This window comes from Nocardia sp. NPDC055053 (assembly GCF_053608285.1).
In genome coordinates this window covers 37,526-63,218 of record NZ_JBSGVD010000021.1, presented here as the reverse complement: position 1 = coordinate 63,218, position 25,693 = coordinate 37,526, and the positions used below count along the sequence as shown (strand labels likewise).

Here is a 25,693-nt window from a genome sequence, read left to right as displayed (position 1 = left end):
CGGTAATGTCCAATGACTTCTGCGTCCGCGCACCGACCGCGACGCCGAAAAATGCCTGGCACGTGCCGTCGATCCGTCGGTAACGTCGGTACGGTGACGTCCACACAGAGCGACAAGGCCACCGGCGAACCTACCGGGACGGCCGGGCTCAAGGAGTGGATCGGGCTGGCGGTGCTCGCGCTGCCGACCCTGCTGATCTCGATGGACCTCAGCGTCCTCTACCTGGCGATCCCGCACATCAGCGAGGCATTGCAGCCGAGCAGCTCACAGCTGCTGTGGATCCTGGACATCTACGGCTTCCTGGTCGCCGGATTCCTCATCACCATGGGCACTCTCGGTGACCGGATCGGCAGGCGCAAGCTGCTGATGATCGGCGCGCTCGCCTTCGGTGTCGCCTCGATCGTCGCCGCGTACTCCACCAGCGCGAGCATGCTGATCGGCACGCGCGCGCTGCTCGGCATCGCGGGCGCGACGCTGATGCCGTCGACGCTGGCGCTCATCCGCAACATGTTCCACGACGACCGCCAGCGCACCACCGCGATCAGCGTGTGGATGACCAGCTTCATGATCGGCATGGTGATCGGACCGCTGGTCGGCGGCGCGATGCTGGAGAACTTCTGGTGGGGCTCGGTGTTCCTGGTCGCGGTGCCGGCGATGGTGCTGCTGCTGGCGAGCGGTCCGATCCTGCTGCCCGAATACAAGGACCCGAACCCGGGCAAGCTCGATATCCTCAGTGCGCTGCTGTCGCTGCTGTCGGTGATGGCCGTCATCTACGGCATCAAGGAACTCGCCAAGGACGGCTGGGCGATCGATGCCGTCGCCGTGCTGGTGGCCGGTTTCGTGCTCGGCACGGTGTTCGTGCTGCGCCAGCAACGGCTCACCGATCCGCTGATCGACCTGCGGCTGTTCGGCAATGTGCGATTCAGCGGATCGCTGGTCGCGCTGATGGTCGCCATGCTGGCCATGGGCGGGCTGTTCCTGCTGCTTGCCCAGTATCTCCAGCTGGTGCTCGGCCTGTCGGCGTTCGAAGCCGGACTGTGGACCGTGCCGCAAGCCGCGGCGATGGTCGTTGCCGCCGGCGTGGTGAGCGCGCTGGCGCCCCGGGTGCGCCCCGCGTATCTGATGACGGTCGGCCTGGTGATCGCCATGGCGGGCTACGCGATCTTCACCCAGCTCTCCGGCGCCGACGACCTCGCCCTGATCGTCACCGGCATGGTGGTCTTCTCCCTCGGCCTCAGCCCGATGTTCGTCCTCGGCCTCGACCTGATCGTCGGCGCGGTCGACCCGGCCAGAGCCGGTGCGGCCTCGGCGATCTCCGAAACCGGCCAGGAACTCTCGGCCGCCCTTGGCGTCGCCGTCATCGGCAGCATCGGCACCGCCGTCTACCGCGGCCAGATGGCCGAAGCCCTGCCCGACGGCCTCCCCGCGGAAGTCACCCACGCCGCCGAAGACACCCTGGCAGGCGCGCTACACGTCGCCGCCGCACTGCCCGAAGCACTGGGCGCCGAACTCAGCACAATCGCCCGCCAGGCATACACCCATGCACTCCAGGTGAATTCGTTCGTCGCCATCGGCCTCACCGCCGTCGCGGCCGCCCTGGTGATGGTCCTGCTGCGCCATATCCCCGCCCCGAACGAGAAGACACCCACCGTCGACGCCGACACTCACTGACAAACGGTTCGAACACGGCGAAATCCCGCCCGATAAGGATCGGGCGGGATTCGTCATCTCGTCGAGTTGTCCCCTCCACGAGAAGGCTGGCGCGGCCTACTTGGCAGGCGTCGGCATCGGCGAGTTGATGGTGGTGAAGTACTGCGCCGCAGCGAGGATCGCGACCGGGGCGGCGATGAAGATCTGGCCGGCGAGGGTGCCGACCGGACCGGCGATCAGCGCGCCGCCGATGCAACCGACCAGGGCGGCGGGGATGAACGGACCGAACAGGCCGGCGATGGACGCCGCGGCGACACCGGCGCCGAGCACGCCGCCGAGCACGCAACCGACAGCCGCGCCGCCGATGCCGCCGACCAGGGCGCCGATGCTGGCGCCCAGCGAGATGGTGCCGGTCATCCGGCCCCACGCCGCGACCTCACGGTCGTACTCGGACTTCCAGGGCGCCTTGTCCTCGTAGGGCAGCGCGACCGGCTTGTAGGTGGCGTGCGCGAGGTCGAACTTCGGGGTCAGGGTGGCGCTGCGGCCAGAGATCTCGGCGGCGATCGGGAAGACGAATTCGTCCACGCGGAACGACAGTTCGGTGCCGGCGACGGTGGTGCCGTCGGCCGCCTTGACCTTGAACACACCGTCCTCGACAACCATCGAGCCCGAGTCGGTGCCGATGATGGTGGCATCCCCGGTGGTGGTCGCGGTGTAGTTGATCGGGGCGTTCGGGTCCGCGGCGGGCTCCGCGTGGGCAGTGCCTGCCGCGATGCCGAGGGCAACGCTGACGGTCGAAGCCAGCAGGGCGAACTTGGTGATTTTCACGGGGGTGAACCTTTCGTGTTCCTCGTGGTGAGCTGCGCGGCGCAGAAACTGCGGACCGAACGAACCGTGACCATAGCCAGGTAAGGCTCACCTATCAAGACCTTGCCTTAGCTAACTCTTAGGTGATCTCACCAGCGATCAGGCAAGGCTTACCTATGTAACCCTTTCTTAGGCTAACCTCCCAAGTGGCGTAGTTCGACGTGAGAGAGATTCCCCTGATGAGAAGTCCGCGCTGGTGCGGCTGGTTGCTGACGGTCGCGTTGCTGATCGCGGCCTGTTTGCTGAGCCTGCTGGTCGGCACGAAATCGATTCCAGCCGGCGAGGTCTGGGCGGCACTGACCGGCCCCGTGACCACACCCGACCACGTCACCGTCACCGAATACCGGCTGCCGCGAACGGTTCTCGGACTGCTCGCCGGACTGGCGCTCGGTATCGCGGGTTGCCTGATGCAGGGCCTCACCCGAAACCCGCTCGCCGACCCCGGATTGCTGGGTGTCAACGCGGGCGCGGCCTTCGCGATCACGGTCGCGGTGGGAGTGCTTGGCGTGAGCGAGATCACATCCTACGTCTGGTTCGGTTTCGCCGGCGCCGCGCTTGTCTCGGTGGTCGTGTACCGGCTCGGCACCGCGGGCCACGCCGGCACCGATCCGATCCGCCTGACCCTGGCCGGGGTCGCCGCCACCGCCGTGCTCGGCGGACTCACCCGCGGCCTGATCCTGCTCGACCCCAAGGCTTTCGACGAGATGCGGCGCTGGGACGCCGGTTCGCTCACCGGCCGCGGGTTCGACATCATCGCGGGCGCCGCGCCGTTCATCGTGGCCGGACTGCTGATCGCCGCGGTCTGCGCGCGCTCGCTCAATGCCGTTGCCCTCGGCGACGATCTGGCCCGGTCGCTCGGCGTGCACGTCACCCGAACGCGGCTGCTCACCGCACTCGCGCTGGTGCTGCTGTGCGGCACCGCGACCGCGGCCGTCGGCCCGATCGCCTTCGTCGGTCTCGCGGTGCCACACATCGCCCGCTGGCTGGTCGGTCCCGATCAGCGCTGGATCTTCGCGTACTCGCTGGTGCTCGCGCCGCTGCTGGTCCTCACCGCGGATGTGCTGGGCCGCATCATCATTCGTCCCGACGAGGTGCCCGCCGGCTTGGTCACCGCGTTCCTCGGCGCGCCGATGCTGATCTGGCTGGCCCGCCGTTCGCGAGTGGGAGCCACGGCATGAGCGGTCAGCGCCCGGAGGAGGCAGCTCGCGTAACCACGCAGGGCGCCCGAGCATGCCGAATGGATACAGCATGAGTACCAAGATTGATTTCGGGCGCGGCATGCTCGTTGTGCGCCCGCGGCGCCTCGGTCTGACCACCAGGATCGGCGTGCGCACCGTGGTGGTGTGCGCGATCCTGCTCGCGATCGCCCTCGTCACCGCCGTATTCGCCCTCGGCAGCGGCGATTTCCCGATTCCGGCGCCGCGCGTGCTTCGCGCGCTGTTCATCGGCGACGAGCGGTTCGACCGGCTGGTGGTGTGGGACTGGCGGCTGCCACGCATCCTGATGGCGCTGGCGCTCGGCGCGGCGCTCGGCGTCAGCGGTGCGATCCTGCAGTCGGTCACCCGGAATCCGCTGGGCAGCCCCGACATCATCGGGTTCAGCACCGGCGCCTACACCGGTGCGCTGCTGGTCATCCTGATCATCGGCGGCGGCAGCTTCCAGACCGCGGCGGGCGCGATGATCGGTGGCCTCGGCGCCGCCCTGGTGATCCACCTGCTTGCCTTCCGGCACAACGTGACCGGCTTCCGGCTGATCATCGTCGGCATCGGCGTGAGCGCCATGCTCGCCTCGGTCAACACCTGGCTGATCATGCGTGCCGACCTGGACGCGGCGATGTCGGCCGCGGCCTGGGGCGCGGGCTCGCTCAACGGACTGTCGTGGCCACAGGTCGCACCGACGATGATCATCCTGGCCGTGCTGGCGCTGGCGCTGATCCCGGCCGCGCCCCGCCTGCAGATCCTCGAACTCGGTGACGACACCGCGCGCGCACTCGGCCTCGACGCGAGCAAGGCGACCGGCTGGCTGATCGCGCTCAGCGTCGGATTCACCTCGCTGGCAACGGCTGTCGCCGGGCCGATCGCCTTCGTCGCGCTGGCCGCGCCGCACCTGGCGCGCAAGCTCACCCGCACCCCGTCGATCGCGCTGCTCCCCGCCGCGGCGATGGGCGCGACCTTGCTGATCACCTGCGACTGGATCGCCCAGCACGCCTTCGCGCCGACCACCATCCCGGTCGGCATCGTCACCGGCTCGGTCGGCGGCCTGTACCTGGCGTATCTGCTCGTCGCCGAAGCGCGACGGAAATAGGGAAAGCGAAATGAACGACTCTCACGCCGCGCGGTTGCGCGCCGACCAGGTCCGGCTCGGTTACAAGGGCCGCACGATCAGTGATCAACTCTCCGTTGACATCCCGGACGGCAAGTTCACCGTGATCATCGGCCCGAACGCCTGCGGCAAGTCGACGCTGCTGCGCGCGCTGGCCCGGCTGCTCGCCCCCGAATCCGGCACGGTGCTGCTCGACGACAAGCCGGTGACCGACTATCCGGCCAAGGAATTGGCCCGCCAGGTCGGCCTGCTGCCGCAGACTTCGACCGCGCCCGACGGCATCCGCGTCGCGGATCTCGTCGCGCGCGGGCGCTATCCGCATCAGACGCTGCTGCGACAGTGGTCGCGCACCGACGAGGAGGCGGTCGCGGCGGCGATGGAAGCCACCGGCGTCGCCGAGTTGTCGGCGCGTCCGGTCGAGGAACTGTCGGGTGGTCAGCGGCAGCGGGTGTGGATCTCGATGGTGCTCGCCCAGCAGACGCCCATCATCCTGCTCGACGAACCGACCACCTATCTCGATATCGCCTACCAGATCCAGCTGCTGGATCTGTGCCGCTCGCTCAATCGCGATTCGGGACGCACGGTCGTCGCGGTACTGCACGACCTCAACCATGCCTTCCGCTACGCCGACCACCTGATCGCCATGCGCGACGGGCGGGTCGTCGCCTCCGGGCTGCCCGCCGAGATCGTGACCGCGGAGCTGGTCCGCGAGGTGTTCTCGCTGCGGTGCCGCATCGTCGACGACCCGGAAACCGGTACGCCACTGGTGATTCCACTGGCGGAGAACGCCGCGCAGGTCCACTGAGCCGGCGCTGCGCCACCATCGCAAGAAATGAGGAATTCCCCGTCCATGTTCAGCAACCACTTATCGGGCCGTCTCCGCGCTGTCCTCGCGCTCCTGGTTCTCGCGCTGGTCGCGATGCTCACCGCGTGCGGTAACTCGTCCTCCGACGCCGCCGACGCGGGCCCGCGTGAAGTGCCGTCGGCGAAGGGCCCCGTCAAGGTGCCCGCCGACCCGCAGCGCGTCGTCGTGCTCAACGGCAATCTGGCCGGCTATCTCTACGACCTCGAGGCCACGGTCGTCGCGGCCGATCCGCGCCTGCTCGGTGTCCCGAACAAGCCGGGCGAGTTCCCCACCGGCTGGGCCGAGGACGCGAAGAAGCAGGGCACGCAGGCCGTGCCGTCCGGCGAGAACATCAACCTCGAGTTCATCGCCGCCCAGCGCCCCGATCTGATCATCGGCGGCGGCCAGGGCTACCCGGGCCAGCAGTCGGTCAATGCCTACGACCAGCTCAGCGCCATCGCCCCGACCGTGCTGTTGCCGACCGAGACCACCTACTGGCAGGACCAGCTGCGCTTCATCGCCGCCACGGTCAACAAGCCTGCCAAGGTCGACACCCTGATCGCGAACTACCAGGCCAAGCTGGCCGAGGCCAAGAGCAAGATCAAGGCGCCAGCCGGCGCGACCGCGGTCATGCAGTCGATCAAGAGCCAGAAGCCGACCCTCTTCGTGCCGGGCGCCGCGCTGCCCACCCTGCTCTCCGAGGTCGGTTTCACCCTGGACACGGCGGTGGAGGCCAAGGCGGGTAACCCAGCCAAGGAGCAGAGCGCCGACTTCATCAGCTTCAGTCCCGAACTGCTGAACACGGTGATCGACGCGCCCGTGCTGTTCACCATCCCGCTCAGCGGCGGCCGTTCGCTCGAGGAACTGCGCGCCGACCCGATGTACGCCACACTGCCCGCGTTCGTGGGGAACAAGGTCTTCGAACTGCCGGCCACCAGCTCGCGACCCGACTACCGCACCGTCATGACCACCCTCGATCTGCTCGTGGAACGCTTCAAGTGACCGCTCGAGGGGGACTGCTCATCGACCTCAGCCCGCTGCGGGCCTCGCGCCCGTTCCGGTGCGCGTTCGCGGCGCGGCTGGTGTCGGTGCTCGGCATCGGGCTGCTCATGGTGGCCCTGCCGCTGCAGGTCTACGAGCTGACCGGATCCAGTGTGCAGGTCGCCGGGGTCGCCACCACGACCGCGGCGGCCCTGTTCCTCGGCAGTCTCGCCGGCGGTGTGGTCGCCGACCGGTACGACCGCCGCACGGTGATCCAATGGTCGCGCAGTGCCGCGGGCGTCGGATTCCTGCTGCTCGGGGTGAACGCCGTGCTGCCGGATCCGTTCCTGTCCGCCATCTATCTCGCCTCCGTCATCGACGGCCTCGCGGGCGGGGTGAGCGGTTCGGCGCTGATGGCCATGGTCCCGGTGCTGGTCGGCCGGGAGAAGGTGGCGGCCGCCGGCGCGCTTGTCTCGCTGACCACCGACCTCGGCACGATGCTCACCCCGGCGATCGCCGGTCTGCTCGTCGCGAAAACCGGTGTGGCCACGGCCTATTTCCTCTGTGCCCTCGCGACCACCGCGACCGTCGGGTTGATCACCGCGATCGGGCCTTCGCCGCCGCCGGAGCGTGACCTGGAGAACCCGGTGCGCGAGCTGGCGGCGGGCATCTCCTTCGCGGTGCGGCACGAATCGATCCGGCTCATCCTGCTGACCGGCCTGATCGGGATGCTCGTCAGCGGACCGCTGGTGCTGCTGCCCGCCTTCGCCGATGTCGAACTCGGCGCGGGCGCGGGCACTCTCGGCCTGCTCTACGCGGCGCCCGGTGCCGGTGCGGTGCTCGGCACGCTCACCAGCGGCTGGATGTCGCGCGTCAATACCGGACGGGCACTGCTGCTCACGCTGGCGCTGATGCCGATCGGCGTGATCGCGGCCGGGCTGTGGTCGCACGCGGCGCTGGTGTTCCTCGGACTGGCCGGGTTCGGCCTGGCCAGGGCGGTGAACATGGTGCTGCGCTACGCGATGCTGCAGCAGGCGACGCCCGACCACATGCGTGGGCGCATGTCGGGTCTGCTGATGGTGCAGTCGGTCGCCGGTACCGCGGTCGGCTCGATGGTGGCCGGTGTCGTCGGCCAGATGTTCGATCCCGGACGCGCGCTCGTGCTCTACGGCGTCGCTGTCCTGGTACTCACCGGTCTGATGGCGCTCGTCGCCGGGCCGCTGCACAGAAAGGAACAACGGTGAAGGATCGCACTGCCTACCTCGCGAACATCGCCGAGGTGCTCGCCGGGGACCACTACGCCAAGGTGCCCTACCCGATCGGCCTCCAGGAAGTGGAGGTGTTGCGGGTCGCGCCCGTCGGCGCGGCGCTGCGGCGGATCACCTTCGGCGGCCCGGACATCGCGAAGTTCCACAGCTACGTACCGGATGAGCATGTGCGCCTGATCTTCCCGGGCGAGGACGGGGTGCTGCGGCTGCCCAAGCTCGAGGGCACGATGCTCGAGTGGGGTAACCCGCGACCGATCTCGCGCGAGTACACCGTGCGCCGCCACAGCGTCGAAGACGGCGAACTCGACATCGATTTCGTCATCCATCCCGGCGGCCTCGCCTCCGACTGGGCCGCCTCGGTCACCCCGGGCACCAAGGTGCACATCGCCGGTCCGCCCGGCGGCGTCGCCATCCCGGAGACCTACGACGCCTATCTGCTCGCCGGTGACATCACCGCAGTGCCCGCCATCGCCCGCTGGCTCGAGCGCATGCCGCGCGACACCACCGGCTGGGCGTTGATCGAGGTGGCCGGGCCCGACGAGGAGATCCCGCTGGACGGGCCCGCGGGTGTCCAGGTGCGCTGGCTGCATCGCGGCGAGCTGGAGCCGGGCACCAGCGACATCCTCGAGCAGGCCGTGCGCGAGGTGGAAGTGCCCGCCGGACATCGCGTCTACGCGTGGGTGGCGGGCGAGGCGGGCTGCCTGCGCGGGGTCCGCAAGATCATCCGCAACGACCTTGGCATCGGCCCCAAGGACTCACTCATCGCCGGGTACTGGAAGCGCGGCGTGGCCGATTTCGATCGAGAGGAATGACAGACATGACCGACGAACAGGTGATCGGTGACGTGGCGACCGCGCTGGGTGTCGACCCGGCCGAACTGACCGCCCAGACCGATCTGCTCGATGCCGGGCTCGATTCGGTGCGCATCATGTCGCTGGTGGAGAAATGGCGGTCGGCTGGCCATGAGGACATCGACTTCCCCACGCTCGCAGGCGATCCCGTCCTCGGATCCTGGATCGAACTGCTGGCCTGAGCCACGGGGTGGCGTGCCCGGCACGCCACCCCTGGCGGGTTCAGTTCCCGTGCGCGCCCTCGGCCAGCAACTGCCGCAGCTCCTTGCGGCTGGTCTTGCCGACACCGGTCTCGGGGAACTGTTCGACAACGACCACCGAATCGGGCATCTTCCAGGCCGCGACCCCGCGCCCGCGCACGAACGAGCGCACCGCCGTCAGGGTGGGCCGCTGCGCCGGGTCGACAGGCTGGACGAACGCGCAGATGCGCTGGCCGAGAACGGGATCGGGGGTGCCGACGATCACCGCGTCGCGCACGTCGGGGTGCTCGAGCAGATGTGCCTCGAGCTCCTCGGCCGACACCTTCTCCCCGCCGCGGTTCACCCAGTCACCGGCCCGGCCCGCGACCACCAGATTGCCGTCGGGCCGCACCGAGACGATATCGCCGGTGCGGTACCAGCCGTCGGCGGTGAAGCTGCGGGCATCGGCCTCGGGATTGTCGTAGTAGCCGCGAATCGTGTACGGGCCCTGGGTGATCAGATTGCCTTGCGCGCCCGGCGCCACCTCGGCGCCGTTGTCGTCGACCACCGCGATCTGGTCGAACTCCGACATCGGCCGCCCCTGGGTACTCACCACCACGTCGATCGGATCGTCGAGCCGGGTGTAGCAGACCAGCCCCTCGGCCATCCCGAACACCTGCTGCAGGGTGACACCGAGCGCGGGCCCGATCCGGCGGGCCAGTTCGTCCTGGCAGCGCGCGCCACCCACCTGGAGCACCCGCAGACTGGACAGATCGGGCGTCTCACCCGCTTCCGCGCGCTCGGTCCACAGCCGCGCCAAGGGCGGCACCAGGCCGGTGATGGTGACGCCGAACCGCTCGATCAGGGGGAAGGTCGTCGCGGGCGTCGGATCGGGCGTCATCGCCACCGCGCCACCGGCCCACAGCGCGCCGAGAATGCCCGGCGAGCTCATCGGGAAGTTGTGCGCGACCGGCAGTGTCGCGAGATAGACCGTGCCGCTGTCGAGTTCGCAGATCTCGGCGCTGCGGCGCACGCTGTAGAGGTAGTCGTCGTGGGTGCGGGCGATGAGCTTCGGGATGCCGGTGCTGCCGCCGGACAGTTGCAGGAACGCGACGTCGTCGGACTTCGGTCCCGGCAGATCCGTCGGCTCGTCACGGAATTCGCCGATGTCACGGGTGCCGTCCGGCGCCGTCTGTCCCTCGTCGAGGACGAGCAGGACGTGCCGCAGGCTGGGCACCTCGGCGCGCACCGACTCGGCCAGGGCGGCGTAGTCGAAGCGCTGATGGGTCGCGCTGGTGATCATGGCGGTCGCGGCGGCGGCCTCGGCGATCGGGACCAGCTCGGCGGCGCGGTGCGCGGGCAGGCAGAACACCGGCAGCGCGCCGAGTTCGAACAGCGCGAAGATCACCTCGACGAATTCGGCGCGGTTGGGCAGCTGCACCAGCACCCGGTCGCCCCGGGTGATCCCGAGGCGGGCCAGGCCGGTGGCGAGCGAGCGCGACCGGTGGTGGAGTTCGGCGTAGGTCCAGCTGTTGACGGTGTCGATGACCGCGATCCGATCCGGAGCGACGGTGGCGCGCGCGGCGAGCACGTCGCCGAATGTCTCACCTGCCCAAAGGTTCTCGCCTCGGTAGCGTTGCGCCAGGTCAGCGGGCCACGGGGTGAAGCCGGGCAGTACGGGTTCGGTCAAGTCGAGCACCTCTTTCCAGCGGGCATTGCGGTGTGGCGGTCGGAGGTTCTGAGGGAAGCTAACCAACCGACGGCAGATTCAGGTTAGGCTAACCTCATGTCTAATGGTGATTCCTGTGCGCGGATCGTCGTCGTCACCGGCGCGGCCGGGGGTATCGGAGCCGCGATCGCCGCGCGATTCGCGGCCGAGGACCGCGTGGTCTCACTGTGGGACCTCGATCCGGCGGTGCACGAGACCGCCGCGGCCATCGCCGCGACACCGGCGCACTCCGGCCTGCTCGATGATGCCACCCACCGCGGCGCCGGAAGTGCCAGGGCGGCAACAGTATCCGATCGCGGTGCCGCGGTCCACGGCGTCACCGTCGACATCACCGACGCCGACGCCGTGCGCGCGGCCTTCGACCGGCTCACCGCCGAGCACGGCACCGTCGAGGTGCTGGTGCACGCCGCGGGCGTCATGGTCGGCGGTACCCCACTCGAGCTCGGCCCGGCGGACTGGACCCGCTGTCTCACCGTGAACGCCACCGGAACCATGCTCGTCACCCAGCGCGCCGCCACCGAGATGGCCGCCGCGGGACGCGGATCCATCGTCGTGGTCTCCTCCAACGCCGCGGCCACACCCCGGGTCGGCATGGCCGCCTACGGCGCCGCCAAGGCCGCCGCCACCGCGTTCACCCGATCGCTGGCCCTGCAGGTGGCACCGATGGGTGTGCGGGTCAATCTGGTGTCCCCCGGTTCCACCGACACGGCCATGCTGCGCGACATGTTCGGCGGCACACCACTCGACGATGCCGCCGAGACCGCGCTGCTCGACGGCGATCCCGCCGCCTACCGGCTCGGAATCCCGTTGCGCCGCATCGCCGCTCCCGCCGACATCGCGTCGGCCGTCCACTTCCTGGCGTCCGACGGCGCCCGCCACATCACCATGCATGACCTGCGGGTCGACGGTGGCGCAACGCTAGATATGTGACCGAAAGGGTGATCACCATCAGTACCGACAGTTCAGACCCCGCCTTTGTCCTGTCCCGTCCGCAGCGGACCGTGTCCGCGTCCGCGGGCGGGACGACTTTCCGTTCGGCGCACGACGCGGTAACCGCGCTGCGCAGTGGGCGGATCAGCCACATCGTCGGCGCACTGCCCTTCACCCCCGGCGCGCCGACGGCGCTGTGGGCGCCGGATTCGGTCACCGTCACCGATTCGCCGCACCTGCCCCGGCCGCATGTCAGGGTGCCCCGGTTCGAGATCGACGAAGCCGTGCCCGCCCCGGAGGAACACCAGCGCCGCGTCGCCACGGCCGTCGGGCTGCTCGGCAGTCCGGCGCATCCGGTGCGTAAAGTCGTGCTGGCCAGGGCACTTCGCGCTGTCTCGGCGACGCCGGTCCGGGCGCTCGACATCCTGGACCTGATGGTCGCCTCCGACCCGCTGTCGAACGGTTTCCTGGTCGACCTCTCCGCCGCCGGTGGGCGATATCCCGGTCGCCATCTCGTCGGCTCCAGTCCGGAGATCCTGGTGCGCCGCACCGGCAACGAGGTGCTGAGCCATCCGCTGGCCGGCTCGGCCCGCCGCATTCTCGACGACCCCGAGGCGGACCGCGGTGCCGCCGACGCCCTGCTCACCTCGGCCAAGGACCACGCCGAACACCGCTACGTCGTCGACCAGGTCGCCGCCGTCCTGAGCGACCGGTGTGCCGAAGTCGACACGCCCGCACCGGAACTCACCTCGACGCCGGCGATGTGGCATCTCGGCACCCCGATCTCGGCGACCGTGCCGCTGGCCGGGCCGACCGCGCTGGAACTCGCGGTCGCGCTGCACCCCACCCCCGCGATCTGCGGCACGCCGACCGGCGCCGCGGCGGGCCTGATCGCCGAACTCGAAGGCGAGCGCGGCTTCTACGCGGGCGCGGTCGGCTGGTGCGATGCCGACGGTAACGGCGAGTGGATGGTGAGCATCCGCTGCGCCGAGCTGTCCGGGGACGGCACCACGCTGCTCGCCCACGCGGGCGGCGGGATCGTCGCCGCGTCCGATCCGGCCGCCGAATTGGCCGAGACCACCGGCAAATTCCAGCGCATCCTCGGTCCGCTCGGTATCGCGGATCTGCCCGTCACCGTCGGCTGACACCGACTTCCACCCGAACGAGAGATCGTCATGCCTATCCCCCCGATCGCCCCGTATCCGATGCCCGGCGCCGACGAGTTCACCGCCGACCAGGTGGACTGGACCGCCGAACCCGGGCGCTGCGCGCTGCTGATCCACGACATGCAGCAGTACTTCCTCGACGCCTACGACATGAATCGCGATCCCGCCCGCACCCTGATCGCGAACATCGCCCGGCTGCGGGATCGCTGCCACGAGCTCGACATCCCGGTGATCTACACGATGCAGCCGGGCAATCAGCACCCGTCCCGGCGCGGCATCCTCGCCGACTTCTGGGGCAGCGGGATGGCCGAGGGCGAGGACACCAAGGTCGTCAACGCGATCGCCCCCGAACCGCAGGACATCCAGGTCACCAAGTGGCGCTACTCGGCGTTCCAGCGCACCGACCTGCGCGAACTGCTCGGCTACTACCAGCGTGATCAGCTCCTGATCACCGGCGTCTACACCCACATGGGCTGCATGCTCAGTGCCGCCGAGGCGTTCATGGGCGACGTGCGCCCCTTCCTCGTCCACGACGCCACCGCGGATTTCAGCCGCGACGAACACGTGATGGCGCTGAACTATGTCGCCCGGCGATGCGGTGCCGTCACCGGCACCGAAGATCTGCTGCGCCAGCTGAACACGGCCCGGATCGAAGCGGACGCCTGACCGGACCCGCGTCACCGGCGACTCCGCTCGCCGCGGATCCGGTGACGCGGGCCACAATCCGCATTTCAAAACAAACTTAGGCTAACCTACCCTCCGCCCGCGTCCTGCCGTGCTCGCACCGAGCCCGGCGGTACGAGCGGGGGTCGAGAATGTTGACGAAGGAGTTGCTGTGAGCTCGGTGGATCGGGACGACGTAAGCGCCGACTATCCCGGATTACCGCTCACCGGAGCACAACTGGGCATCTGGAACGCCCAGCGCCTCGACCCCGACTCGCTCAGCTACATGGTCGGCGAGGTCCTCGAGATCGCCGGGACCGACGCCATCGATGTGGCGCTGCTGGACACCGCGATTCGCCGCACCATCGCCGAAACCGACACGATGCGACTGCGATTCGCCGAGACACCCGACGGCCCGCGCCAGCGGATCACCGATGTGGAACCCGAACTGCGGCCGCTGGTCGATCTGCGCGGCGAAGCCGATCCGGTCGCGGCCGCGCACCGGCTGGTCGCGGCCGAGCGGGAACGCTCCGCCACCTACTGCCGGGCCATGGTCGACCGGCAGCTCTACACCTACACACTGCTGCGCCTCACCGACAACGACGTGTGGTGCATCCAGCTCTACCACCACCTGATCATCGACGGCTACAGCGCGGCCATGGTGTCGCGCCGGGTCGCGGCCCACTACACCGCGCTGCGCCGCGGCGGTGACGTGCCGCGCCTGCGGTGGGGCTCGATCGAGACACTCGTGGCCGAAGATCTGGAATACCGTGCGAGCCAGGCACATCAGCACGACCGCGACTACTGGCGCGACCGGCTCACTCCGCTGCCACCGCTGGACGGTCGCGGCCGCGCACCCGAGGGCGTGGTCGAGCAGACCCACGAGGCGCGCGCCGTCCTCGACGCCGAGCTGGTGGCACGCGTCAAGGCGGCGGCCACGACGGCAGGCATCACCTGGGCCGATGTGCTCGTCGCCGGATACGTGGGATTCGTGCACCGGTTGCTCGGCGAGACCGATGTGGTCATCGCGCTGCCGGTGATGGCGCGCGTCGGCAAGACCGCCCTCACCACCCCGTCCATGGCGGTCAACGTACTGCCGCTGCGGATTTCGGTCTCCAGCGCCGATCGCCTCGGCGAGCTCGGCAAGCGGGTGGCCGACGCGCTGCGGGAGGTGCGCGCCCACCAGCGATTCCGCGGTGAGGACCTGGCCCGCGAATTCGGCGGCGCGCAGACCGGAGCGCTGCTGCACGGCATCGGCATCAACCTCAAGGCCTTCGACTTCGCCCTCGATTTCGACGGTGCCACCGGCACGCTGCGCAATGTCGCCGGTGGCCCGCCGGAGGACCTCGGCCTGACCGTCACCCCGCTGTCGGAGGACCGGATCCAGCTCGGATTCGAGGTCGACGCCCGATCGCTGGACGCCGCGACGGCACGACGGCGGATGGACGCGCTGGTCGCGCTGATCACCGAACTGGTCGACACGGCGGACAAGCCGATCGGCGCGATCACCCTGTACCAGAACGAGATCGGCGCAGATCGCGACGGCGCCGCCCTGCCCGGTCACCCCGAGGACGCGGTCGAGGTCTTCGACCGCATGGTCGCGGCGCGACCGGACGACATCGTGCTCGTCGACAGTGCCCACCGGCTCACCGCTGCCGACCTGGGTGCCCAGGCGCACCGGTTGGCGCGGTACCTGCGCGGCCGGGGTGTCGGCCCCGAGGACATCGTCGGCATCGCCCTGCCGCGCACCGTGGATCTGGTGGTCGCCCTGCTGGCGGTGCGGCACGCGGGCGCGGCGTATCTGATCCTCGATATCGGGCATCCCGCCCAGCGCCTCGCCGACATCGTCGACGACGCCGCACCGGTGCTGATCCTCACCGACGACACGGTCGCCGAGACGGTGTTCGCCGGACGCTCCGAGGCGCTGATCCCGATCACCGGCGAGCCTGCGGACGCGATGTCCGCCGATCGGCCGGCGGCGCCGGTCCCGACCGGTGACGCGAAGCGCGCGCACGGCTCGGGTGCGTTGATCCGGCTGTCGGACAGCGCGATTCGGGAAGCCATCGCGGGCTTCGCGAGCGGCCCGCTGACCGCCGCCGAACTCGCCGCGCCGCGCTCGGCCGCGCATCTGGCCTACGTCGTGTACACCTCGGGATCCACCGGAAAGCCCAAGGGCGTGCAGATCTCCTGCGGTGCGATGGCCCAGCTGCTGCACCACCACCGATCGACCGTCTACGCCGAGACCGCCGAGCGCGCGGGCGGGCGGCAGCTGCACGTCGCGCACACCTATTCCTTCGCCTTCGACGCGGCGCTGGATCAGCTGATGTGGCTGTGGTGTGGGCACCGGATCCATCTGTACGACACCGACATCCAGAAGGACGCGGCCGCGCAGATCGCCGCATTCGGCGCCGATCGCATCGATGTCGTCGACACCACCCCGTCGATGGCGACCGCCCTGATCGACAACGGGCTGCTCGGCAGCGCGCACCGTCCCGAGCTGCTGCTGCTCGGCGGCGAGGCGACCCCGCCCGCCCTGTGGTCGGTCATCGTCGCGTCGAAGGTGGCCGCCCGCAACATGTACGGCCCGACGGAGGCGACCGTCGACGCGCTCAGTGCGCCGGTCACCGGCGCGCAACCGCATGTGGGCGGTCCGCTCGACGGCACCCGCGCCTATCTGCTCGACGGCGCGCTGCAACTGGTCCCGGATGGCGAGATCGGCGAACTGTACTTGGCCGGACCGCAATTGGCGCGCGGCTACCTCGGACGCGTCGCCGTGACGGCCGAGCGATTCGTCGCCGATCCGTTCGCGGCGGGCGAGCGCATGTACCGCACCGGCGACCGCGCGCGCTGGCTACCCGGCCACGGCTACGACTACCTCGGACGCGCCGACGCGCAGATCAAGGTGCGCGGCTATCGCGTCGAACTGGGCGAGGTCGAAGCGTCGCTCGGCGCACTGCCCGGCGTGGCCGCCGCGGCCGCCACCATCCGCAAGTCCGGCGACAGCACCCGCTTGGTGGGCTATCTGGTCCCCGAGGCGGGCCGCACCCTCGACGCCGACCAGCTGCGTCACCGGCTGACCACCCTGGTACCCGACCACCTGGTGCCCTCGGCACTCGTGGTGCTCGACGCCCTGCCCACCACCGTCAACGGCAAGCTCGATCGCGCGGCCCTGCCCGCACCCCAGCTGACCTCGACCGGCCGCCCACCCCGTACCGAGCAGGAACGCGCCCTCTGCGGTGTGGTCGCCGAAGTCCTCGGCGTGCCACAGGTCAACGCCACCGACGACTTCTTCGGACTCGGCGGCGACAGCATCACCGCCATCGGTGTGAGCAGCCGCCTGCGCGCGCTGGGCTGGGAGGTCCAGCCGAAAACACTGCTGGCTCAGCGCGATCTGGCGACGATCGCCGCCGCGGCCCAGGTGACCGACCAGCAGGCCGGCACCCCGGCCCCGGACGAGGCGACCGGCCAGGTCCCGATCCCGCCCATGGTCGGCGCCCTCCTCGCGGCGAACCCGAGCCGCGAGGCCGTCGCCGGATACGCCCAGTGGACCGCCCTGACCCTGCACGAGGACCTCACCCTCGACCACCTGACCACCGGCCTGCAAACGCTGCTCGACCGCCACGACGCCCTGCGCCTGATCCTCGACGATGCGGACACCGGTCCCCGGCTTGTGGTCGCGGGCGTCGGCACGGTGCGCGCGTCGGACCTGGTCCGGGAGCTCTCGTTCGACGAATCGGCCGAGAACGTGGACGCGCTGATCGGGTCGGTGGCATCCGGGCTGGCGGCGGAATTGGATCCGGCCGCGGGTGTCGAGATTCGCGCCGCGTTGGTGCGCACCGCGCCAGGGGCGGCCGACCGTCTGGTCCTGGTAGCCAATCACCTGGTCGTGGACGGCGTTTCGTGGCGGATCCTGGTGCCCGAGCTGTATGAGGCATGTGCGGCGGGACGGGACGGGCGCCCAGCGCAGCTGTCCGCGAAGGGTAGTTCGTGGCGGCGATACGCCACCCTGCTCGCCGAGTCCGGCGCGGCGGGCGATCATCGCCCGGAGCTGGCGCACTGGGAGCGCGCCCTCGGGGACGGCGCTGTCGCGACACTCGGGGATCGGGCGCTCGACCATGCCGTGGATCTCGTCGGGAGTGCCGAGCAGACCAGGACTTTCGCGGCGCCGGAAATTTCCGAAGCGCTGCTGACGACGCTGCCCGCGGCCTATCGGGCCAAGACCGACGACGTCCTGCTCGCGGCTCTCATGCTGGCTCTCAACGCCTGGCGGCACGAGCGCGGCGAGGCGCTCGAACCGGGCAGGCCCGTCACCGTCGAGGGGCACGGACGCGAAGCGCTGCGCGCCGACACCGATTTCGCAGGGACCATCGGCTGGTTCACCAGCGAGTTCCCGGTGTGGACACCCGCGACCGGAATCGACGACCCGGACGGGCTCGCCGACGGTTTGGCCGGTGGCGCGGCGGCCGGTCGGCTGTTGCGGGCGGTCAAGGAGGCCAAGCGGGCCGTGCCCGGCAACGGCGTCGGGTACGGCGTGCTGCGCAGGCTCGATCCGGAGACCGCGCCGCGATTCACCGGGCGGCGCGCACCCGAGGTGCTGCTCAACTACCTCGGCCGCTTCGGTGGCGGCGGGGCCCTCGGCTGGAGCCTGCCCGAACACGACCCGTTCGCGGTGACGGAACCGCCGGAAAAGGCGCTCACGGAAGTGCTCGCGCTCAACGTCTTCGTGCACGAACCCACCACCGGGCAACCGGGTGCTCCCCGGCTCGCCATGGAGTGGACCGCGGCGAGCCGGATTCTCGGTGCGGACCAGGTCGCGGACATCCAGCGGCACTTCGAATTCGCGCTGGAGGCGTTCGCCGCGCACGCGATGCTGTTCCCCGGTGGGCTCACGCCGTCGGACGCCCCCGGCATCTCCGTCGCCCAGGAGACCATCGACGCGCTGGAAGCCGCGCACGGGCCGCTGGCCGAACTGCTGCCGCTGTCGCCCCTGCAGGAGGGGCTGCTGTTCCACGCGATTCGCGACGGCGCAGACGATGTCTACACCCTGAGTGCCCGCGTCGACCTGCACGGGCCACTGGACGGTCCACGGTTGTCGGCGGCTTTCGACACCGTCGTCGGCAGGCACCCGACCATGGCCGCGGCGTTCCACTACGAGGGTCTGGATCAGCCGGTGCAGGCGGTCCCCCGGGCAGTCGGTATGCCGTGGCGTGAGGTCGATCTGTCCGGGTTGCCGCTGCGCGCCGCGCAAGCGGCCGCCGACCGGCTGGAGACCGAAGCCACCCGGCACCGATTCGCGGTGGATCGGTCACCGATGTTGCGCGCCACCCTGATTCGCATGCCGGGTGACGCGCACCGTCTCGTGCTCAATACCCATCACCTGGTGATCGACGGCTGGTCGACCCCGATCGTGTTGCGCGAAGTACTGTCCGCCTACCACGGCGACGAACTGCCCTCGCCCGCCTCCTACAGCGACTATCTGGCCTGGATCGGCACCCGTGATCGCGCGGCCGTCCGCGCTGCCTGGTCACGGCGACTGGCCGGATTCGCCGAGCCGACGCTGGTGCGCACCAGCACTTTCCGCGAGCGTGAGTTCCGGCAATGGCAGGTTCCGCTGCCGGAATCGCTGTCCACGGCGCTGACCGAGCTCGGCCGCCGTCGCGGCCTGACGATGAACACCCTGGTGCAGGGCACCTGGGCGCTGGTGCTCGCGGCGCTCACCGGACGCACCGACGTCGTGTTCGGCGCGACCGTCTCCGGCAGGCCCGCCGAACTGCCGGGCGTGGCGGGCATGGTCGGCCTGTTCGCCAACACCGTGCCGGTGCGTTGCGCCTTCGACCCTGATCGCGCGCTGCTCGCACAGTGGGCGGACCTGCAGGAAAACCAGTTCGCCATGCAGGAGTTCGACTACGCGGGACTCGCGGAGATCGAACGGACCGCGGGGATCGGTACCCTCTTCGACACCCTGGTCGCCTTCGAGAACTTCCCGAATTCCGGTGCCGGGCAGCCGGAATCGCACGAGCTGCGCCGCGGCGAGTTCCACAACCACGGCAACACGCACTATCCGATGACGTTGATCGCCCCGCCGGGCGACCGGCTGGAACTGGTGATCTGGTACGACCGCGCCGCCGTCCACGACGCCACGCTCGCCCGGATCTCCGATCGAATCGGCGCGATCCTGGCGGCCGTCACCGGCACGGCAGAAGTCCACCCCGAGGCCTTCCTCGCGCCGCTCGCGCCGTCCACTGCCGCGGCGACCGTCGCGCCGATCGTCAAGTCCGCGCCGACCACGGCACAGCCGGACCCGCGCGGTGTGACCCTGGCCGAGTGGGGCACCCCCGTCGACCCGACGGCACCGGCTATCACGGCCGATGGCGTCACGATCGACTTCCGGGAATTCGATGCCAGGGCGAATCGCCTGGCCCGATGGCTCATCTCGCGCGGCGTCGGGGCCGAAACCGTGGTGGCCGTCGCCATGCCACGCACCATCGATTCGGTCGTCACGGCGCACGCCATCTGCCGGGCCGGTGGCGTGTACCTTCCGGTTGACCCGGAGCAGCCCGCACAGCGCGTCGAGAAGATTCTCGACACCGCCGCTCCCGCCCTGGTTCTGCACTCGCTGGACGACGCGGACACCAGCGGATTCGCCGATGCGGAGCTCACCGATGCCGACCGGCTCGCGCCGCTGCGCCCCGCCAACACCGCGTGCCTGCTGTTCACCTCCGGCTCCACCGGTGTGCCCAAGGGCGTCACCCTGTCGCACGCCTCGATCATCTCCACCTTCGAATGGCTGCAACGCGAACGCCGGTTCGGACCGGGCGACACGATGCTCTACCGCACCCCGCCGATCTTCGACGCCTCGCTCATGGAGATGTTCCTGCCGCTGCATGTCGGCGCCCGGATCGTGCTGACCCGGCCGGGCGGTCACCGCGATCCCTACTATCAGGCTCAGCTCATGAGCACGGAGCGGGTGACCGCGATGTGGATGACCACATCCATGCTGACCGTGCTCGCCGAAGAGGCCGACCTGTCGGGGTGCGCGGATCTGCGCTGTGTCCTCACCGGCGGTGAGGTGCTGCCGCCCGCGACGGCACACCGTATGCGAGCGCTGACCGGGACCGCCGTCTACAACTTCTACGGTCCCACCGAGGCCGCGATCGGCTTCACCTTCCACGAGACCGTCGATGCCGACATCGCGTCGGTGCCGGTCGGCGCACCCGCCGATGCCGTCCGCATCCTCGACGACCAGCTGCGGCCGGTCGCCGAGGGAACCATCGGCGAGCTGTACATGACCGGTGTCCGGCTGGCGCGCGGCTATCTGGCCCGTCCCGATCTGAGCGCCGCCGCCTTCGTGGCCGACCCGTTCGCGAACGGCGAAAGGATGTACCGCACCGGCGATCTGGTGAAACTGAATCCGCACGGTGAGCTCGAGTACGTCGGCCGCACCGACAGCCAGGTGAAGCTGCGCGGCCAGCGCATCGAACTGGGCGATATCGAATCGGCCCTGCTCACGTGTGCCGGAGTGGCCCACGCGGTGGTGCTGCTGCGCGAGGACACACCGGGTGATCAGCGCCTGGTCGCCTATCTGATCGCCAAGTCCGGAATCGTCCTCGACACCGGCGCGGTGCGCGAGCAGCTGCGAACAGCGTTGCCCGCGTACATGATTCCCTCCGCGTTCGTCGAGCTGGATCACATTCCACGCACCGCGACCGAGAAGATCGCCCGCCAGGAGCTGCCCGCGCCGGAATCCGCGAGGGTCGCCGATCCCGCACGGACATCGACCGGGACGACGGAGGCGCCGAGTGCGCCGGTGGGAGCTCTCGCGCAGGAGACGGCATCCGGCCTGCTCGACACGATCCGCCAGGCCATGATCGCGGTCCTGTCACTCGATGACATCGGCGCGGACGACGACTTCTTCGACAAGGGCGGGCACTCGCTGCTCGCGGTGCGACTGGTCGGCCGCCTGACCCGCGTCGACCTGCCGGTGGTCCTCGACGATGTCTTCTCCGCGACCACGCCGCGCACGCTCGCTGCACGCATCGGCGCGGTCGATCCCAGCGCGCCTCGACCGGTGGGCGGTCTCGCCAGTCTGGGCCGCCGCCTCGATCCGGTGCTGGAGCTGCGCGCCGAGGGATCGGTCCCACCGCTGTTCTGCATCCACCAGATCGGCGGCACCGCATGGAAATACGCGCCGCTGGCCCGGCTGCTGCGCGCCGATCGGCCGATCATCGGCCTGCAGATGCCCCAGCTCACCGAGCCGGACAAGCAGACGCGCACGCTCGACGATCTGGCCCGGTTCTACCTGGACGCCGTCCGCCGCATCCAGCCGCAGGGCCCGTACCACCTGCTCGGTTACTCGCTGGGCGGCAATCTCGCCCACGCGATGGCCGCCATCCTGGAAGCCGAGGGCGAGCAGGTCGGCTATGTGGGGCTGCTCGACTCGCACCCGCTGTCGAACCTGACCGATCGGGCCGCCGCGACCCTGGCCGACCCCTCCGGCATGGACGCGCTGCTACCCGAGATCGCCGAGTACGCACCGGAATTGGCCGCGGTGGTACGCAATGCCGCGACCGAGCTGCTGCGCATGGTCACCCGGTCCGAGTCACCCAGCTACAGCGGCCCGATGGCCCTGTACTGCGCGGACAACGGCCTCGAACCCGAACGCGTGCACGCGCAGCTGACCGGCTGGCAGGCCGCGGGCGCACAGCTGGTGGTCCGGCGACTTCCCTACACCCACAACGACATCGCGATGCCGACCGGCTGGATCGAGGTCGCCGCGTTGCTCGACGCGGACCCCGCGATCCGCACCTGAACTTCCACCTGGATAGAAAGAAGGAAACCACTCCCATGTCAGCGCACCGAATGACGGCACGCATGCGTGCCGCCGTCGCACTCCTGATCGTCGCGGTGACCGCGACGGCAGTGGGCTGCGGCACCTCCACCTCCGACGAGCCTGCCGACACCGGCACCCGCCAGGTGGAAACCGCCAAGGGCCCGGTCACCGTACCCTCCGCCCCGCAGCGCATCGTGGTCCTCAACGGCGCTCTCGCCGGCTACCTGTTCGACCTGGACGCCAAGGTGAAGGCCGCCGATCCGCGCATCCTCGGCGTCACGCTCGCGCCCGGTGAGTTCCCCGCCTCCTGGGCCGCGGACGCCAAGGAGCAGGGCACCGTCGCGGTGCCCTCCGGTGACGACCTGAACCTGGAGTTCATCGCCGCGCAGAAGCCGGACCTGATCATCGGCGGCGGACCTGGCTGGCCTGGACAGCAGACGATCAAGAACTACGACAAGCTCGCCGCCGTCGCCCCCACCGCGCTGGTGGCGTCCGACCTCGCCAACTGGCAGGACCAGTTGAAGGCGGTGGCCAACTACGTGAACCGTCCCGAGAAGGTGGACGGCATGATCACCGCGTACACCGACAAGGTGGCGAAGGTGAAATCCGGGCTGAAGCTGCCGCAGGGCGCGGCGGCCGTGTGGCAGTCGCAGGCGGACAGCAAGCCCATCCTGCTCGCCCCGAACACCCCGCTGGCCACCCTGCTCACCGACGTCGGCATCACCATCGACGACAAGATCGAAGCGAAGGCGGGCAACCCGCCCCGGGCCGCGGCAGGCGACTGGGTGACCTTCAGCCCCGAACTGGTGAGCACCGTCGTCGACGCTCCGGTCCTGTTCGTGATCAAGCTCGACGGCGGCCGCGACATCGCCCAGCTGAAGCAGGATCCGGCCATGGCCATGCTGCCTGCCTTCCAGAAGGGCCAGCTCTACGAGCTGCCCGCGACTGCCAAGCGCCCGGACTACCGGGAAGCCATGGCGACCCTCGACCTGCTGGCGCAGCGCTTCAAGTGACCTAGGCACGCACCACCATCACCCCGTTCGCCGGAAATCGGCGGGCGGGGTGATCGCGTTTCGGCGGCACCGCGGGGAACGCGCGGCCACGCACCGGCTGACGGTTTGCGGAGGCTTCCGGCTGTGGCACAGTCGATTCTGCGACAGTCGCGGGGAAGTGGGGGTCATCGGTGCGCAAGCTGGTCGAGGTGGAGCCGTTCCGCGCGGAGCGAGCGGCCCTGATCGCGGAAGGCAATCACTTCACCGCGCGCTACAAGCAGCTGGGCGTCACCGAGGAGGGCTGGGCCGCCTTCGAACGTTTCACGGCGCTGCACGATCGGTACAGGGAACTGCTGCCGGACATCGTGGTCTCGCGGTGCCCGTTCACCGGTCGGCTGGTGTACTGGCCACTCGACATCGTCGACGTCGACGGGTGGTTCTGGATGTCGTCCAACCCGGTTCGCCGGTTGGACCCGGTCCCGCACACCTGGTTGTTGATGGCCGGTGCGATGCGGCTCGACGGTCCGCCCGCGCCCGCGCCGTTCGATCGCCACGTGGGCCCCGACGTGCCCTACGTGTTCCCCCAGGTCCTCAGTCATCCCGACATCCGTGCCGTCATCACCCAGGTGCGCGTCGGCCCGCACACCGGCTGGCCGATCACCTACCACTGCTCTGTCCACCGGCCGCGCGGCATCGCGCTCGAACCGGTCTGGGGCAGTGACCATTACGACGTCAAGCAGGCCCCGGGCAGGTACGCCGCCTGGGACGACGACTGGGGCTCGAACCGCATGGACTTCGACCTGCTGCCCTGGCTGGACAGCGGCAAGCTCCAGTGGATCTCCCCCGACGACGACACCGCGACCCTGCGCACCGGCTCCGCCGAGTGCCCCTATCTGGACCTCCCCGGCACCCGCAAGTACAACCAGCCGTTCTGAACCGGCAACGCGAGGGGCCCTTGCCGTTCGCGATGAACGGCAAGGGCCCCTGGTGCGTGCGGCTTACAGTGCCTTCAGTTCCTCGGTGACAGCGCCGACGGACTTCTTGGCGTCGCCGAACAGCATGGAGGTGTGGTCGGCGTAGAACAGCGGGTTGTCGATACCGGCGAAGCCGGAGTTCATCGACCGCTTCAGCACGATGACGCTTTGGGCCTGGTCGACGTTGAGGACCGGCATACCGTAGATCGGGCTGGTCTTGTCGTCGCGGGCGGCCGGGTTGGTGACGTCGTTGGCGCCGATGACCAGGACCACATCGGTGCGGCCGAATTCGCCGTTGATGTCGTCCATTTCCTTCATGGCGTCGTAGGAGACCTCGGCCTCGGCCAGCAGCACGTTCATGTGACCGGGCATGCGGCCTGCGACCGGGTGGATCGCGTATTTGACCTCGACACCCTTGCCCTCGAGCAGCGACGCCATTTCCTTGACCGCGTGCTGGGCCTGAGCCACGGCCATACCGTAGCCGGGGACCACGATGACCTGGTTGGCGTAGGCCATCTGGATCGCGGCGTCAGCGGCCGAGGTCGCTTTGGCTTGCTTGTTCTCGCCACCGGCGCCGCCACCGGCCGCGCCACCGCCGCCACCGAATCCACCGGCGACGATGGCCGGGATGGAGCGGTTCATGGCCTTGGCCATCAGGTTGGTCAAGATGGTGCCGGACGCGCCGACGATCATGCCCGCGACGATCATCGCGGTGTTGTTCAGCGCCAGGCCCGCGGCCGCGGCCGACAGACCGGTCAGCGCGTTGAGCAGCGAGATGACGACGGGCATGTCGGCGCCGCCGATGGGCAGCACGACCATCAGGCCGAGGATGCCGGCCAGGACGAGCAGACCGATCATCCACAGCTGCGAGACGCCACCGTTGTCGGCGCCCAGGCCGATCACCACGGCGCAGATGATCGCGCCGGCGAGCAGCAGCAGGTTCAGCGGCTGTTGCAGGCGACCGATGCCGATCGGCTTGCCGGACAGGATTTCCTGCAGCTTGGCGAAGGCGATGATCGAGCCCCAGAACGAGACGGAACCGATCACCGCAGCGAACAGCGAACCGATGATGATGTGAATGGTGGGTTCGTCGTGCAGCGCCGAGAAGCCGGAGCTGTCGATGAACTCCGCCCACGCGATCAATGCCACGGTGCCACCACCGACACCGTTGAACGCGGCGACCAGCTGCGGCATCTCGGTCATCTTGGTGCGCACGGCGGGCGGAACACCCAGTGCCACACCGACGACCAGGCCCGCGCCGATCAGGATCCAGTTGATCATGTCCGCGTGGCGCACCGAGATCAGCGTGGCGATCACGGCGATACCCATGCCGACCGCGGCGATCTGGTTGCCACGCACGGCGGTCTTGGGGCCGGTCAAGCCCATCAGGCCGTAGATGAACATGGAGAAGGCCACGATGTAGAGGCCGTTGACCAGGTAGGTCATG

General features: G+C 69.6%; 17 protein-coding genes. 14 read left to right on the top strand and 3 right to left on the bottom strand.

Going from position 1 to position 25,693, the window contains the following annotated elements:
- Positions 1-93 precede the first annotated feature (93 nt).
- The gene (locus ACWF82_RS21865) at positions 94-1,671 is read left to right on the top strand and encodes an MFS transporter (protein ID WP_452503787.1); all 1,578 of its coding nucleotides are present in this window, start codon (positions 94-96) and stop codon (positions 1,669-1,671) included.
- Between the two features lie 96 nt (positions 1,672-1,767).
- On the opposite strand, the gene ACWF82_RS21860 is transcribed toward ACWF82_RS21865, so the two are convergent.
- Positions 1,768-2,478 (bottom strand): hypothetical protein, encoded by a 711-nt coding sequence (locus ACWF82_RS21860; protein WP_452503785.1) that lies wholly within the window; start codon positions 2,476-2,478, stop codon positions 1,768-1,770.
- Between the two features lie 218 nt (positions 2,479-2,696).
- Between ACWF82_RS21860 and ACWF82_RS21855 the strand changes: the two genes are divergently transcribed.
- The 7 genes from ACWF82_RS21855 to ACWF82_RS21825 all read left to right on the top strand — a co-directional run bounded on the left by ACWF82_RS21855 (position 2,697) and on the right by ACWF82_RS21825 (position 8,965).
- Positions 2,697-3,695, top strand: coding sequence for an iron chelate uptake ABC transporter family permease subunit (locus ACWF82_RS21855; RefSeq protein WP_452503783.1), 999 nt, complete (start codon positions 2,697-2,699; stop codon positions 3,693-3,695).
- Positions 3,696-3,765: 70 nt separating this feature from the next.
- Entirely contained in the window at positions 3,766-4,821 is a 1,056-nt protein-coding gene (locus ACWF82_RS21850) for a FecCD family ABC transporter permease (protein WP_452503782.1), read from the top strand.
- A gap of 10 nt (positions 4,822-4,831) precedes the next feature.
- Positions 4,832-5,644 (top strand): ABC transporter ATP-binding protein, encoded by an 813-nt coding sequence (locus ACWF82_RS21845; RefSeq protein ID WP_452503780.1) that lies wholly within the window; start codon positions 4,832-4,834, stop codon positions 5,642-5,644.
- A 27-nt stretch (positions 5,645-5,671) separates the two neighbouring features.
- Complete coding sequence (locus tag ACWF82_RS21840; RefSeq protein ID WP_452503778.1) at positions 5,672-6,685, top strand: ABC transporter substrate-binding protein; 1,014 nt, start codon at positions 5,672-5,674, stop codon at positions 6,683-6,685.
- Positions 6,682-7,908, top strand: a complete 1,227-nt coding sequence (gene entS, locus ACWF82_RS21835; protein ID WP_452503777.1) for an enterobactin transporter EntS — start codon at positions 6,682-6,684, stop codon at positions 7,906-7,908. The genes ACWF82_RS21840 and entS overlap by 4 nt, the downstream gene beginning before the upstream one ends.
- Positions 7,905-8,744 carry a siderophore-interacting protein gene (locus ACWF82_RS21830; RefSeq protein WP_452503775.1) on the top strand — a complete coding sequence of 280 codons (840 nt, stop codon included), beginning with the start codon at positions 7,905-7,907 and terminating at the stop codon, positions 8,742-8,744. Before entS ends, ACWF82_RS21830 begins: the two co-directional genes overlap by 4 nt.
- Before the next feature lie 5 nt (positions 8,745-8,749).
- Complete coding sequence (locus tag ACWF82_RS21825) at positions 8,750-8,965, top strand: phosphopantetheine-binding protein (protein WP_452503773.1); 216 nt, start codon at positions 8,750-8,752, stop codon at positions 8,963-8,965.
- A 40-nt stretch (positions 8,966-9,005) separates the two neighbouring features.
- Here ACWF82_RS21825 and ACWF82_RS21820 read toward each other — a convergent pair whose 3' ends face one another.
- Positions 9,006-10,661, bottom strand: a complete 1,656-nt coding sequence (locus tag ACWF82_RS21820) for a (2,3-dihydroxybenzoyl)adenylate synthase (RefSeq protein ID WP_452503771.1) — start codon at positions 10,659-10,661, stop codon at positions 9,006-9,008.
- A gap of 87 nt (positions 10,662-10,748) precedes the next feature.
- On the opposite strand from ACWF82_RS21820, the gene ACWF82_RS21815 reads away from it, so the two are divergent.
- The 6 genes from ACWF82_RS21815 to ACWF82_RS21790 all read left to right on the top strand — a co-directional run bounded on the left by ACWF82_RS21815 (position 10,749) and on the right by ACWF82_RS21790 (position 24,207).
- Positions 10,749-11,621 (top strand): SDR family oxidoreductase, encoded by an 873-nt coding sequence (locus tag ACWF82_RS21815; protein ID WP_452503769.1) that lies wholly within the window; start codon positions 10,749-10,751, stop codon positions 11,619-11,621.
- The gene (locus tag ACWF82_RS21810; RefSeq protein WP_452503767.1) at positions 11,618-12,766 is read left to right on the top strand and encodes an isochorismate synthase; all 1,149 of its coding nucleotides are present in this window, start codon (positions 11,618-11,620) and stop codon (positions 12,764-12,766) included. Before ACWF82_RS21815 ends, ACWF82_RS21810 begins: the two co-directional genes overlap by 4 nt.
- Before the next feature lie 30 nt (positions 12,767-12,796).
- Positions 12,797-13,453 (top strand): isochorismatase family protein, encoded by a 657-nt coding sequence (locus ACWF82_RS21805; RefSeq protein ID WP_452503765.1) that lies wholly within the window; start codon positions 12,797-12,799, stop codon positions 13,451-13,453.
- A gap of 169 nt (positions 13,454-13,622) precedes the next feature.
- On the top strand, positions 13,623-22,259 hold the full coding sequence (locus tag ACWF82_RS21800; protein WP_452503764.1) for an amino acid adenylation domain-containing protein: 8,637 nt from the start codon (positions 13,623-13,625) through the stop codon (positions 22,257-22,259).
- Positions 22,260-22,294: 35 nt separating this feature from the next.
- Positions 22,295-23,293, top strand: a complete 999-nt coding sequence (locus tag ACWF82_RS21795; protein WP_452503762.1) for an ABC transporter substrate-binding protein — start codon at positions 22,295-22,297, stop codon at positions 23,291-23,293.
- Positions 23,294-23,463: 170 nt separating this feature from the next.
- A complete protein-coding gene (locus ACWF82_RS21790; protein ID WP_452503760.1) occupies positions 23,464-24,207 on the top strand; it encodes a hypothetical protein in 744 nt (247 codons plus the stop codon).
- Between the two features lie 63 nt (positions 24,208-24,270).
- Here the strand turns inward: ACWF82_RS21790 and ACWF82_RS21785 are convergent, their stop codons facing one another.
- Positions 24,271-25,692 (bottom strand): NAD(P)(+) transhydrogenase (Re/Si-specific) subunit beta, encoded by a 1,422-nt coding sequence (locus ACWF82_RS21785; protein WP_452503880.1) that lies wholly within the window; start codon positions 25,690-25,692, stop codon positions 24,271-24,273.
- Position 25,693: the final 1 nt, after the last annotated feature.